Source organism: Corynebacterium sp. 335C, from assembly GCF_053525695.1.
The window spans coordinates 420,969-433,739 of record NZ_JASTTB010000002.1; the positions used below are offsets into that span (position 1 = coordinate 420,969).

General features: G+C 73.2%; 10 protein-coding genes. 2 read left to right on the forward strand and 8 right to left on the reverse strand.

All coding sequences use genetic code 11. The features are described from left to right. Window positions 1–8 precede the first annotated feature (8 nt). The 3 genes from lipB to QQS41_RS08845 all read right to left on the reverse strand — a co-directional run bounded on the left by lipB (window position 9) and on the right by QQS41_RS08845 (window position 4,860). A complete protein-coding gene (gene lipB / locus QQS41_RS08835) occupies window positions 9–716 on the reverse strand; it encodes a lipoyl(octanoyl) transferase LipB (RefSeq protein WP_448852331.1) in 708 nt (235 codons plus the stop codon). Window positions 717–949: 233 nt separating this feature from the next. Continuing rightward, entirely contained in the window at window positions 950–3,055 is a 2,106-nt protein-coding gene (sucB, locus tag QQS41_RS08840; RefSeq protein WP_448852332.1) for a 2-oxoglutarate dehydrogenase, E2 component, dihydrolipoamide succinyltransferase, read from the reverse strand. 197 nt (window positions 3,056–3,252) lie between these two features. Beyond that, window positions 3,253–4,860 (reverse strand): leucyl aminopeptidase, encoded by a 1,608-nt coding sequence (locus QQS41_RS08845; protein WP_448852333.1) that lies wholly within the window; start codon window positions 4,858–4,860, stop codon window positions 3,253–3,255. A gap of 185 nt (window positions 4,861–5,045) precedes the next feature. Here QQS41_RS08845 and QQS41_RS08850 point away from each other — a divergent pair, with 185 nt between their 5' ends. After that, a complete protein-coding gene (locus tag QQS41_RS08850; protein ID WP_448852334.1) occupies window positions 5,046–6,167 on the forward strand; it encodes a branched-chain amino acid aminotransferase in 1,122 nt (373 codons plus the stop codon). Between the two features lie 527 nt (window positions 6,168–6,694). On the opposite strand, the gene QQS41_RS08855 is transcribed toward QQS41_RS08850, so the two are convergent. The 4 genes from QQS41_RS08855 to QQS41_RS08870 are packed head-to-tail and all read right to left on the reverse strand — an operon-like array spanning window position 6,695 to window position 9,969. Then, entirely contained in the window at window positions 6,695–7,534 is an 840-nt protein-coding gene (locus tag QQS41_RS08855) for an adenosylcobinamide-GDP ribazoletransferase (RefSeq protein WP_448852335.1), read from the reverse strand. 1 nt (window position 7,535) lies between these two features. After that, the gene (gene cobT, locus QQS41_RS08860) at window positions 7,536–8,582 is read right to left on the reverse strand and encodes a nicotinate-nucleotide--dimethylbenzimidazole phosphoribosyltransferase (RefSeq protein ID WP_448852336.1); all 1,047 of its coding nucleotides are present in this window, start codon (window positions 8,580–8,582) and stop codon (window positions 7,536–7,538) included. Between the two features lie 9 nt (window positions 8,583–8,591). After that, on the reverse strand, window positions 8,592–9,182 hold the full coding sequence (locus QQS41_RS08865) for a bifunctional adenosylcobinamide kinase/adenosylcobinamide-phosphate guanylyltransferase (RefSeq protein WP_448852337.1): 591 nt from the start codon (window positions 9,180–9,182) through the stop codon (window positions 8,592–8,594). Window positions 9,183–9,186: 4 nt separating this feature from the next. Continuing rightward, the gene (locus QQS41_RS08870) at window positions 9,187–9,969 is read right to left on the reverse strand and encodes a DUF3043 domain-containing protein (RefSeq protein ID WP_448852338.1); all 783 of its coding nucleotides are present in this window, start codon (window positions 9,967–9,969) and stop codon (window positions 9,187–9,189) included. A 152-nt stretch (window positions 9,970–10,121) separates the two neighbouring features. On the opposite strand from QQS41_RS08870, the gene QQS41_RS08875 reads away from it, so the two are divergent. Further along, complete coding sequence (locus QQS41_RS08875) at window positions 10,122–10,463, forward strand: HesB/IscA family protein (RefSeq protein WP_448852339.1); 342 nt, start codon at window positions 10,122–10,124, stop codon at window positions 10,461–10,463. Between the two features lie 178 nt (window positions 10,464–10,641). On the opposite strand, the gene asnB is transcribed toward QQS41_RS08875, so the two are convergent. Further along, entirely contained in the window at window positions 10,642–12,567 is a 1,926-nt protein-coding gene (asnB, locus tag QQS41_RS08880; RefSeq protein ID WP_448852340.1) for an asparagine synthase (glutamine-hydrolyzing), read from the reverse strand. Window positions 12,568–12,771 lie beyond the last annotated feature (204 nt).

The window sequence follows — 12,771 nt, forward strand, 5'->3', positions numbered from 1 at the left end:
GCGTCATCCTACAGATCGTGCCCGGCGACCGGCAGTGCGCCCTCGAGCGCTCGTTCGATAGCCTCGACCATGGGTTCCCGCAGGTCATCGACGGTGACGTCGCGCCCCAGCTCCTCCGACAGCGTCGTCACTCCGGCGTCCGCGATGCCGCACGGGACGATGTGCCCGTAGTGCTCCAGGGTGTTGTCGCAGTTGAGCGCCAGCCCGTGCATCGTCGTGCCGTGGGTGACGCGGATGCCGATCGCCGCGACCTTCCGCGCGGGCTTCAGCTCGCCGTTCCGCACGCCTGGCGGGAACCACACGCCGGAGCGCCCGTCGACGCGCCCCGCGTCCGTCAGGCCCAGCGAATGGACGACGTGGATGACTGCCTCCTCGATGCGCCGGACGTAGTCGACGACGTCCATCGGCTCCGCCAGCTTCACGATCGGGTAGCACACCAGCTGCCCCGGCCCGTGCCACGTGATGCGGCCGCCGCGGTCGACCTTCACCACCGGCATGCCGTTGTCCGGCATGTCCTCCGGCTGCGTGCGCTTGCCGGCGGTGTACGTGCTCGGGTGCTGCAGCGTCCACAGCTGGTCGGGCATCTCGCCGGCGGCCACGGCCTCCGCGGTCTCCTGCTGGCGGCGCCACGTCTCCTCGTAGTCGACCGTCCCGAGGTCGCGGACCTCGAGCGGTTCCCGGGAGGCGCGGATGGGGGAGTCGGGTGAAGCGCTCATGGCGACCATCGTAGGCAAGCGCGTGACGACGGGTGCCGCGCAGCGGCGCGGTCCTACCGCCGGCACCGTGGGCGGCGGGCGCCGCCGCGGCGCGGCGGGCGTCGTCACGCGAACACGGCGCCGCGCGCACGGGGACTCCGCGCGCACGGGGGCGCCCCCCGGACCCGCGTGGGGTCCGGGGGGCGTCCCGGCGGAAGGGGGAGGGCGGCCGGAGGCCGTCCCCGCGAGCCCTCCTAGAGCTCCAGGTCGGACTGGAAGTTCGCGACCTGCAGGCGATCGACGACCGTCGTCATGAAGCGGCCGGCGTCGGCGCCGTCGATGAGGCGGTGGTCGTAGGTCAGCGGCAGGAACGCCATCGCGCGGATGGCGATGGAGTCGTGCTCGCCGTCGGAGATGACCACCGGGCGCTTGCGGATGACGCCCGTGCCCATCATCGCCGCCTGCGGCGGGACGAGGATCGGGGTGTCGGTCAGCGCGCCCTCGGAGCCGATGTTCGTGATGGTGAACGTGCCGCCCGAGATGTCGTTCGGCGTCAGCTTGTTGTTGCGCGCGCGGTCCGCGATGTCGGCGATGGCCTTCGCCAGCTCCGGCAGCGACATGTCCTGCGCGTCGTGGATGACCGGGGACAGCAGGCCGCGCTCGGTGTCGACGGCGATGCCCAGGTTCACCTTGTCGTGGTAGGTGATCTCCTTCGTATCGTCGTTCCAGGACGCGTTGATGTTCGGGTGCGACACCAGCGCCTCGACGACGGCCTTCGCGAAGAACGGCAGGAACGTCAGCTTGACGCCGTGCTTGTCCTCGAACGCCTTCTTGGACTCGGCGCGCAGGTCCCAGACCTCGGACATGTCGACCTCGTGGACCTGGGTCAGCTGCGCCGCGGCGTGCAGGGACGCGTGCGTCGTCTTCGCCGTGATCTCGCGGATGCGGTTGACGCGCTGGGTCGTGCCGCGCAGCTCCGCCATCTCCGGGCGCACGCCCTTGGTGGAGGCGTTGGACTTCGGCGCGTCGTCCTTCTTCGGCTCCTCGCCGCCCTCGGCCGCCTTCGCGGCCTTCAGGACGTCCTGCTTGCGGATGCGGCCGCCGATGCCCGAGCCCTCGACCTTCGTCAGGTCGACGCCGTGCTTGTCGGCCAGCTTGCGGACCAGCGGGGTGACGTACGGGACGTCCTTGTCGCCCTTGCCCCCGGACTTCTTGTCGTCCTTGGACTCGGACTTCTTCTCGTCCTTCTTCGGCTCGTCCTTCTCGGCCTTCTCCTCGGACTTCCGGCCCGGCTGCTCGTCGGCGGCCTCGTCCTCCTTGGCCTCCTTCTGCTCGGCCTTCTTCTCCGCGGCCTCCTCGCCGTCGGAGTCGGAGACGTCGTCGGAGTCCGCGGAGTCGTCGGCCGGGGCGGCGTCGGCGTCGCCGATGCGGGCGATGACGGCGCCGACGTCGACGGTGTCGTCGATCTCGGCCAGGATCTCGACCAGGGTGCCGGCGACCGGGGACGGGACCTCGGTGTCGACCTTGTCGGTGGAGACCTCCAGCAGCGGCTCGTCGACCTCGACCTCGTCGCCGACCTCCTTGAGCCAGGTGGTGATGGTGCCCTCGGTGACGGACTCGCCGAGCTCCGGCATGGAGACGTCGGTGGCCTCGCCGGAGCCGCCGGACTTCTTCGGCTTCTCCTCGGAGGACTCCTTCTTCGGCTCCTCCTTCTCCTCCGGCTCGTCGTCGGAGTCGTCGGAATCATCGGAGCCGCCGGAGGCTGCCGCGTCGGCGTCGCCGATCTTCGCGATCACGGCGCCGACGTCGACGGTGTCGTCGACCTCGGCCAGGATCTCCAGGAGGGTGCCGGCGACCGGGGAGGGGATCTCGGTGTCGACCTTGTCGGTGGACACCTCGAGCAGCGGCTCGTCGACCTCGACCTCGTCGCCGACCTCCTTGAGCCAGGTGGTGATGGTGCCCTCGGTGACGGACTCGCCGAGCTCCGGCATGGAGACGTCGGTGGCCTCGCCGGAGCCGCCGGACTTCTTCGGCTTCTCCTCCTTCTTCGGCTCCTCCTTCTCCTCCGGCTCATCGTCGGAGTCGTCGTCGGAGGAGTCGTCGCCGGAGGCGTCCGCCTCGTCCGCGTCGCCGATCTTCGCGATCACGGCGCCGACGTCGACGGTGTCGTCGACCTCGGCCAGGATCTCCAGGAGGGTGCCGGCGACCGGGGAGGGGATCTCGGTGTCGACCTTGTCGGTGGAGACCTCCAGCAGCGGCTCGTCGACCTCGACGGTGTCGCCGACCTCCTTGAGCCAGGTGGTGATGGTGCCTTCGGTTACGGATTCGCCCAGTTCCGGCATCTCAACAGAGGTCGCCATGTGTGCACTCCTCGACAATCGCTAAAAAGTTGGTGATCACGAACAAGGGTACCGCCTGAACGACGAGCGCGCCGCACCCCGTCCCGCCCGCCGGAAACGGGGGGAGGGGGTGCGGCGCGCCCGCCACCGGCTATCGCCGGGGCCTATCGCGGGCCCCGGCCGCGGCAGGGTGCACCCGCCGTGCCGGACCCCGGCGGCTACTCGGAATCCGCGTCGGCCTCCGCGGCCTCCGCGGCCTCCGCGGCCGCCGCCTCGCCCGCGGCGCCGCCCGCCGCGATGTCCTCGAGCGCCGCGAGGATGGTGCGCACCGGCACGCCCGTGCCGCGCACCGGGGTGTAGCCCCACGCGGAGTGGGTGTTGTACGCCGGGCCGGCGACGTCGATGTGGGCCCACTCGACGCCGTCGGCGACGAAGTGCTCCAGGAAGGACGCGGCGACGGACATGCCGCCCTCGCGGCCGGCGCCGATGTTCTGCAGGTCGGCGATGGGGGACTTCAGGCCGTCGGCCAGCTGCTCCGGCATCGGCATGGACCAGCCGCCCTCGCCGACCGAGCGGGACAGCTCCGCGACGCGGTCGCGGAAGTCGTCGGTGCCCATGACGCCCGGGTTGCGGCCGCCGAGCGCCACCAGCTGCGCGCCGGTGAGGGTGGCGGTGTCGATGAGGTGGGAGACGTCGTCCTCGCAGGCGCGGACGATGGCGTCGGCGAGGATGAGGCGGCCCTCGGCGTCGGTGTTCTGCACCTCGACGGTCGTGCCGCCGTACTGGGTGATGACGTCGCCCGGGCGGTAGGCGCGGGCCGACGGCATGTTCTCCGCCATCGGCACCGTCGCGATGACCTCCAGCGGCAGGTCCAGGCGGGCGGCCAGGACGACCGCGCCGATGACGCCGGCGGCGCCGCCCATGTCGCTGATCATGTTGCCCATCTGCGCCGACGGCTTGATGGAGATGCCGCCGGTGTCGAAGGTGACGCCCTTGCCCACCAGGCCGACGCGGCGGGACGCGTCCGCCCCCTCGCCCGCGCCGCGGTGGATGAGGCGAACCAGGCGCGGGCCGCGGGAGGAGCCGCCGCCGACGGCGGTCAGGCCGCCGTAGCCGCCCTCGGCCAGGGCCGGGTCGTCCATGACCTCGACCTCGAGGCCCTCCGCCTCGCCGAGCGCGCGGGCGGCGTCGGCGAAGGACTCCGGGTACAGGTGCGACGACGGGGTGTTCACCAGGTCGCGGGCGATGCACACCGCCTCGGCGACGTGCTGGGCGCGCGCCGCCTCCTCCGCGGTGACCCCCAGCACGGTCACCTGCTGGACGTCGTCGTCCGAGCCGTCGCGGGAGGCGTCGTCACGCTCCTCCCCGGAACCCTTCAGCCCGGTGTAGGAGTACGCGCCCAGCGCCGCGCCCTCCAGCGCGGCGGCGGCGTCGATGGCGCCCAGCGCGGAGGCGACCACGCCCGCGCCGGACAGCGCGCGGGCGGCGGCGCCGGCGGCGCGGCGCACGTCGTCGGACGACGGATCCTCGGAGCCCAGGCCCACCGCGACGACTGCCGCGGCGGCGACGCCCTCCGGCGCCGGGACGCGGGAGACGGACTCCAGCGAGCCCTTCGCCTCCACGGCGGACAGCGCGGCGAGGACCTCCGCGTCATGGCCGGCGAGCGCGGCGGAGCCGATGAGCTCCAGGCCGTCGTCGCCGTCGAGCACGCCGACGACCAGCGCGTCGGCGCCCTCCGGCACGGAATCGCCGCCGGAGAGCAGGGCGCGCCGGCCGACGGCCGGCAGTACGGACAGGAGGGCGGAGGTCGCGTGGACGTCGCTCATGGGTGGATCACCTGGTCCCTTTCGCATGTCGTTTTCGTTCGTCGTTGTCGTTCGTCTGATGCGCTTCTGGCGCGCGGCCCCGGGGAGCGCCCGCGGGGCCGCCGGCCGGGTCCGGCCGGGTCGCCACCACGGTACGCGGGGGCGGACGGGCGTGGGGCGGGACCGCGGTGACTAGGATTGCCCGCATGGCAGCACTGAACTTCGAGATCCGCCCGAACCCCAGCCCCCTGTCGGACGCGGAGCGCGCCGAACGGCTGGCCAACCCCGGCTTCGGGCGCTACTTCACCGACCACATGGTCGTCATCGACTGGGACGCCGACCGCGGCTGGCACGACGCCCGCGTCGAGGCGTACGGGCCCATCACCATGGATCCGGCCTCCTCGGTGCTGCACTACGGCCAGGCCATCTTCGAGGGCCTGAAGGCGTACCGGCAGCCCGACGGGTCCATCGTCACGTTCCGCCCGGAGCAGAACGCCCGCCGCTTCCAGCGCTCCGCCGAGCGCATGGCGATGCCGCAGCTGCCGGAGGAGGACTTCCTGGAGGCGCTGCGCCTGCTCGTGGACATCGACGCTGCGTGGGTGCCGCCGGCCGGCGGCGAGGAGTCGCTGTACCTGCGCCCGCTGCTGTTCGCGACGGAGCGGACCCTCGGCGTCCACCCGTCGACCAGCTACACCTTCATCCTCATGGCCTCGCCGGCCGGCGCGTACTTCTCCGGCGGCATCAACCCGGTGAAGGTGTGGCTGTCCCGCGAGTACGTCCGCGCCTGCCCCGGCGGCACGGGCGCCGCGAAGTTCGCCGGCAACTACGCCGCCTCGCTGGCCGCGCAGGCGCAGGCGGAGGAGAAGGGCTGCGACCAGGTGGTGTGGCTCGACGCCATCGAGCGGAACTACATCGAGGAGATGGGCGGCATGAACCTCGCCTTCCTCTACGGCTCCGGCGACGACGCCTCGGACATCACCCTGGTGACCCCGGCGCTGTCGGGCTCCCTGCTGCCGGGCATCACCCGCGACTCGCTGCTCACCGTCGCCGCGGACATGGGCATGACGGTGCAGGAGAAGCGCGTGTCGACGCAGGAGTGGGAGGACGACGCGACCTCCGGCGCGATGGCGGAGGCCTTCGCCTGCGGCACCGCCGCCGTCATCACCCCCGTCGGCCAGGTGGAGTACGAGGGCGGCTCGTTCTCCATCAACCACGGCGAGACCGGCACGTGGACCATGCGCCTGCGCGAGCGCCTGACCGGCATCCAGCACGGCGACGTCGAGGACGTCCACGGCTGGATCCGCACCCTGGTGCCGGCGGGGGAGTAGCCCCCGCCGCGGGCGCCCCGGGTCGCCGTCTCCGCGCGGTTGCGTGACGACGGGACCCGCACGCCCCCGCGCCGCCCCCGCGGCGGGGAGCATTCCCCGCCGAACGAACGCCCGCCATCCCCTGAACGGGGGTGGCGGGCGTTTGTGGACTGGAGTAGTGGACCGGCGGGCGGCGGCGCCCGTTCCGCTGCGGCGCGGGCCCGATCCGGCGGCGCCGGCCGCGCAATGGAAACACGCCCCGCAGCAGGGCTGCGAGGCGCGTATCCGGTCCTTATCAGTGAAAATGGAGGCCCGATTTGGCAGCTCGTGCGTGGCGCCCCGGCAAACGGTCGACGCTCGAGTGAATGTGGGCGAGCTCCGGAACCGGGCCTCCGACTCCGCCTCATCGGCGGTGTGACTCCGACTCTAAACCCCACGCAACGCCCCGTCAAGGGTTTCCGTTCACGGAGGTGAACCGGGGGTGGATTACGCGGTTCATGCAGGTCGCGGCCGCCCCCGCCGGGGCCCTCGCGGGACCGTCGCCGGCGTCAGAGCCCCGGACCCAGGCCCAGCACGACGGCCGCGGCCGTCGCCGCCGCCTCGATGACCGCGCCGAGCACGTCGCCGTTGACGCCCCCGAGGCGCCGCACCGCATGCCGGGCCAGCACGACGCCCGCCCCGGCGGCCGCCGCCGCGGCCACGATGCCGGCGGCTCCCGCCACCGCGAACCCCGCGAGCGCGAGCAGCGCGAACCACACGGCCGGCACCCAGGTGGGCTGCGTGGCGGCGACGAGGCCGCCGAAGCCGCCCTCCCGCAGCGGCGGCCACCCGCGCCGGCATGCCGCAGTAGCCGCGGCCCGGCCGAGCACCGCCGGCAGGGCGGCCGCCCCCGCCGCGGCCCACGCGGGCAGCCCCGCGCCCGCGACGGCCGCCAGGCCCGCCGCCTGCGTCAGCAGGGCCAGGACGACGGCGCCGACGCCCATCGGGCCCGTCGCCGCGTCCGCCAGCACCGCCCGCGCCTTCTCCCGGTCCCCGTAGGAGCCCAGGGCGTCGGCGACGTCGGCGACGCCGTCCAGGTGCATCCCCCGCGTCAGCGCCACCTGCGCCAGCACCGCCACGGCGCCGACGAGGGGAGCGGCCGCGCCCGGCACCCCGGCCGGGCCCGCCGCCCACGCGCACAGGCCGACCACGGCGGCCGCCGCCAATCCGGGCACCAGGCCCGCCACCGGCAGGGCCGCGATGGCGCGGCGGCCCGTCGTCCGGTCGAACACGGACGCCCCGCGCAGGGGGACGACGGTGAGCCACGACAGGGCCGTCGTCACGCCCTCGACCAGCGCGGGGCCGTGTTCGCCGGAGCCTTCGGGGGAGAAGCCGGCCTTGCCGGACACCTCAGCCCTTCTCGCTGACGCCCGCGGAGGCGAACGTCGCCATGTCGCGCATGATCGCGACCGCCGACTGCAGCACGCCCAGCGCCAGCGCCGCGCCCGAGCCCTCGCCCAGCCGCATGCCGTAGTCCAGCAGCGGCTCCAGGCCCAGGTGCTTCAGCGCGGCCCCGTGCGCCGGCTCCGCGCCGAGGTGGCCGGCGAACATCCACTTCGCCGCGCCCGGCGCCAGCTCGTCGGCCATCAGCGCCGCCGACGTGACGACGACGCCGTCCAGCAGGATCGGCGTGCGCCGCGACGCGCCGCGGGCGATGAACGCCGCCATCGCCGCCAGATCCGGCGACGAGGCCTTCCGCAGCACCTCCAGCGGCTCCCGGCGCAGGCGGCGGACGCGGAACATCGCGTCGCGCACCGCCGCGCACTTGCGCTTCCAGCCCTCGTCGTCGACGCCCGTGCCGCGGCCGACGACCTCCACCGGCTCCCGGCCGGTGACGTGGCCGACGAGCACGGCCGCCGGCGTCGTGTTGCCGATGCCGAGGTCGCCCGGGATGAGCAGCTGCGCGCCCGAGTCGATCGCGTCGTCCGCCAGCTTGATGCCCGCCCGGATGGCGCGGTCCAGCTCATCGGCGTCCATCGCGTCCTCCCGGTCGATGGAGCCGCAGGAGTGGCGGACGCGGAACGGCGCCGACGCCTCGTCGACGTCGCGGTCCAGGCTGATGTCCGCCGCGTACACCGAGGCCCCGTGGCAGCGGGACAGGACGTTGATGGCCGCGCCGCCGGCGACGATGTTCCCGAACATCTGGATGGACACCTCCGCCGGGTACGCAGAGACCCCGCCCGCGGCGACGCCGTGGTCGCCGGCGAAGACCACCACGCGAGCGTCGTCCAGCGACCGCGGCGGCACCTCGCCCATGCACGCCGCCAGGCGGCAGCCGATGTCCTCCAGCCGGCCCAGCGAGCCCGCGGGCTTCGTCAGCGTCGCGTGATGCGCCCGGGCCTCCTCCGCGATCTTCTCGTCCGGAGGGGTGACGGGGGCGAAGTACTCCTGGCTCATGCCACGAGATTAGCCCGACGCCGCGCCCGGCTCCTTCAGCGTCAGCGGCAGCCCCGCCACCACGAGCACCACCCGGTCGCAGACCTCCGCCAGCCGGGCGTTGAGCGTCCCCAGCTCGTCGCGGAACAACCTGCCGGAACGGTGCTCCGGGATGACCGACAGCCCCACCTCCGGCGTGACGACGACGAGGTCGCCGTGGCTCCCCCCGGACGGCCACGCCGCCACGGCCGCCGCCAGCGCGTCGCACCGCGCCGCGACCGAGCCCCGCGGCGCGTCCCACAGGCCCCCGTCGTCCAGCTGGTGCGTCAGCCACGTCCCCGCGTCGTCGACCAGCGTCGGCGGGGCGGGGGAGCGGGCGCCGAGCTCCGCCAGCGCATCAGCGGCGTCGGCGTCGTCGACGGTGCGCCAGCAGGCGGGCCTGCGGCTCCGGTGCACCGCGATGCGCGCCTCGAAGTCCGCGTCGAAGCCGTCCGCGCCCGGCCACGGGCGGGCCGTCGCGACGTAATGAACGGGGGCGCCGCCGCCGGCGCCCCCGCCCAGGAGCGATTCGGCCCACGCGGACTTGCCCGACCGGGCGCCGCCGAGGACCAGGACCCGCACGGCCCTAGAACTTCCCGCCGATCTCGACCCGCGGGCGCGGGGTGCGCAGGCGGCGCGGCTGCGAGGCGCGGGAGTAGGCGTAGAAGCCCAGGCCGAAGCCCGTGTTCGGGGACTCCGGCATCCGCTCGCGCACGATGGTGTTGGCCTTGCGGCCGATCCAGATGCCCTCGATGACCAGGGCCAGGATGAGCACCATCGACACCAGCGACGTGATGTTCGCGACGGCCGGCAGGGCCTGGCCGACGATCATCACCAGCAGCAGCACCAGCGCGAACGGCAGGAAGATGTTCGCGATGAAGCGGCGCGAATCCACCCAGTCGCGCACCAGCTTGCGCTCCGGGCCCTGGTCGCGGGGCAGCATGTACTTCGGATCGCCGGCGGCCATCCGCTCCTCCGCGACGCGGCGCTGCTCCCGGCGCTCCGCCCGCTCCCGGGCCTTCTGCGCCTTCAGCTCCTCCTTCGTCATGGAGGCCTTCTGCTCCTTGCGGCGCTCGCGCGCCTCCTTCGCCGTCAGCGGCGGCTTCACCGGGCCGCGCAGCTCGCCGTGGTCGCGGCGGACCTCGTTGCGCTTCGGCGTCGGGCGCCCCTTCTTCGGCGTGTAGGCGCTGCCCTTCGCCTTCTTCGACGGGGTCGCGGCGGTCCCGTCGTCACGCGAACCGCGATCCCCGCGGCCGGCGGAGTCCCCGGCGGCGTCGCCGTCGGCCGGCGTCGCGTCCAGATCCTCGGGGGTGATGGCGCGGGCGGTGCCGCGCTCGGCGTCGTCGTTCTTGTTCCAGGGCAGCTTCACGGGGACCAGACTAGGCGATGCGCGGGCACGGGAATAACGCGCCCCGCCGCGTCATTGAGCGGGATGTGGCGGTCGGCCGGGGCCCACCATGTAGTCTGGGGCAATCCCGACGGCACATCACCGCCACGACGTACCGACCAAGGAGACACCGCATGACCACCGCCCAGACCACCGGCGTGACCCTGACCGATGCCGCCGCCGCGAAGGCGAAGGCGCTGCTGGATCAGGAGGGCGCCACCGACCTGTCCCTGCGCATCTCCGTCGCCCCCGGCGGTTGCGCGGGCCTGCGCTACCAGCTGTACTTCGACGACCGCGAGCTCGACGGCGACCTGTCCGAGGAGTTCGGCGGCGTCCGCCTCGTCGTCGACCGCCAGTCCGCCCCGTACCTGATGGGCGCGACCATCGACTTCGCCGACACCATCGAGCAGCAGGGCTTCACCATCGACAACCCGAACGCCACCGGCTCCTGCGCCTGCGGCGACTCCTTCAACTGACGCCCTGACGCGCGGCCCCCGCGCCGCGCACGCGACACCGCCCCGGTCCACGGCCATCACGGCCGGACCGGGGCGGTTTTTCGCGCCGCACCGGGGACGCGCGCCGGACGACGGCCGACGCGCGGTACCCCGTACCGCGGCGGCCGCCGTCGTCACGCGACGGCGGGGGAGCGGCGCCCTACAGCTGGACCGGGTAGTCGCGGTGCGGGATCTCCGGGCGGATGCGCTCCTCGATGAAGATGCCGTGCCAGATCATGAAGGCCAGCACCGTCCACAGGCGGCGGGAGTGGTCGCGCTCGGTCGGGTGGTGCTCCTCCAGCATCCGCAGGACGGCGGCCTTGTCGATGAGCTCGTCGGTCTGCGAGGAGCGGATGACGTCCTCCGCCCAGCCGCGCAGCTCGTCGCCGGCCAGCCAGTGGCGGATCGGCACCGGGAAGCCCAGCTTCCGGCGGTTCAGCACGTGCGCCGGAACGATCTGCTCCATCGCCTTGCGCAGCGCGTACTTCGTGGTGCCGTTGGCGACCTTCATGTCGACCGGCAGGGTCTCGGCGACGGAGAAGACCTCCTTGTCCAGGAACGGCACGCGCAGCTCCAGGGAGTTCGCCATGGTGATCTTGTCGGCCTTCACCAGGATGTCTCCGCGCAGCCACGTGAACAGGTCCAGGTGCTGCATGCGCGTCACCGGGTCCATGTGCTCCGACCGGGCGTAGATGGGCGCGGTGACCTCGCGGTGGTCCATGTCGCGGGTGGCCCACGGCAGGACGTCGTGCCGCTGCTCCCAGTTGAAGGAGCGGGCGTTGCCGTAGTAGCGATCCTCCAGCGGCGTCGTGCCGCGCTGCAGCAGCGACTTGCCGCGGACGCCGTCGGGCAGCGCCTCGCCTACGCGGGCCAGGCCCTTCTTCAGCAGGCCGGGCACGCGCTCGAACGGCTTGAGCGACAGCGGCTCCTTGTAGATGGTGTAGCCGCCGAACAGCTCGTCGGCGCCCTCGCCCGACAGCACGACCTTCACGTGCTTGCGGGCCTCCGCGGCGACGAAGTACAGCGGCACCAGCGCCGGGTCGGCCACCGGGTCGTCGAGGAACCAGATGATCTCCGGGATGACGTTCGCGAACTCCTCGGGGGAGACGACCTTCACGATGTGCTCCACGCCGATCGCCGCCGCCGACTCCGCGGCGACGTCGACCTCCGAGAAGCCCTTGCGCTCGAAGCCCGTGGTGAAGGTGAGCAGGTTCGGGTTGTGGCGCTTCGCCAGCGTCGCGATCGCGGTGGAGTCGATGCCGCCGGAGAGGAAGGAGCCCACCGTCACGTCGGCGCGCATGTGCTTGGCGACGGAGTCCTCCATCACCTCGGCGATGCGATCGAAGACGGCCTGCTCCGAACCGGCCGGCACCGGGCGCACCGGGAACCGGGGCTCGAAGTAGCGGACCTGCTCCACCTCGCCGCCGGGCTTCACGGTGGCGTGGCAGCCGGACTCCAGTCGGCGGACCGCCTTGTGCAGGCTCTCCGGCTCCGGCACGTACTGCAGGTCGGTGTAGTGGACCAGCGCGCGGCGGTCGAGCTCCTTGGCGTCGAAGCCCATCTCCGGCGCCATCTCCAGCAGCGACTTCTTCTCGGAGGAGAAGGCCGTGCCGCGGTCCGTCGTCACGTAGTAGAGGGGCTTGATGCCGAAGCGATCGCGCGCGAGGAACATCACGCGCTCCTTCGTGTCCCAGATCGCGATGCCGAACATGCCGCGCAGGTGCTTGACGACGTCCGGCCCCCAGTGGTGGAAGCCGACGACGATCGGCTCGCCGTCGCCCTCCGTGTTGAAGGAGTAGCCCGCGTGCGACAGCTCCTCGCGCAGCTCTACATAGTTGTAGATCTCGCCGTTGAACGTCATGGCGTAGCGGTCCGGCTCGCCCTCCGGGCCCCACGTCAGCGGCTGATGGCTGTGCTCGAGGTCGATGATGGACAGGCGGTTGAAGCCGAACACCGCGTCGGCGTCGTGCCACGTGCCGTCGGAGTCCGGGCCGCGGTGCCGCATGCACGGCAGGGCGCGCTCGACCGCGGGCTGGAGATCGGCGGCGTCGCCCTTGGCCGCGAGGATGCCGAGGAGACCACACATATGAAACGGGGGACCTTTCGTGCGAGGGTGCGGCCGCGGCGGAGGGTGCGCCGGCGGGGCCGCGTTGCGGTTCGTCGCACCAGCCTAGCGCCGCGGGCGCCCCGGACCGGCATCGCGGCGGGCGCGCCGCTGGGGAGCGCGGCGCGCAGCGCCGCGGGCGGGGAGGCCGGTCCGCCGCGGGGGAGGCCGGCGCGCCGGCGAGGG